Raw genomic sequence first — 255 nt, 5'->3', positions numbered from 1 at the left:
GGCAATTGTCGTGCGTCATCGATTGACAGACCCTTTCGGGTTATATGGTCAAGCGATGAAGCGCATACGGTGGATGCCTAGGCAGTCAGAGGCGATGAAAGACGTGGAAGCCTGCGATAAGGTTCGGCGAGGTGGCAAACAACCTGTGACCCGGACATTTCTGAATGGGGAAACCCACCCAAGGTAACTTGGGTATCCCACACTGAATACATAGGTGTTGGGAGGCGAACCAGGGGAACTGAAACATCTAAGTAC

1 rRNA gene is annotated in these 255 nt (G+C 52.2%); it reads left to right on the top strand.

Annotated features, from left to right (window positions below):
- Window positions 1-46: 46 nt before the first annotated feature.
- Window positions 47-255: ribosomal RNA gene (locus ACUN9Y_RS22325) — 23S ribosomal RNA — on the top strand; the annotation flags it as partial.

The sequence above is a fragment of the Halomonas sp. V046 genome (assembly GCF_052645355.1).
This window is presented reverse-complemented; position numbering and strand designations above follow the sequence as displayed.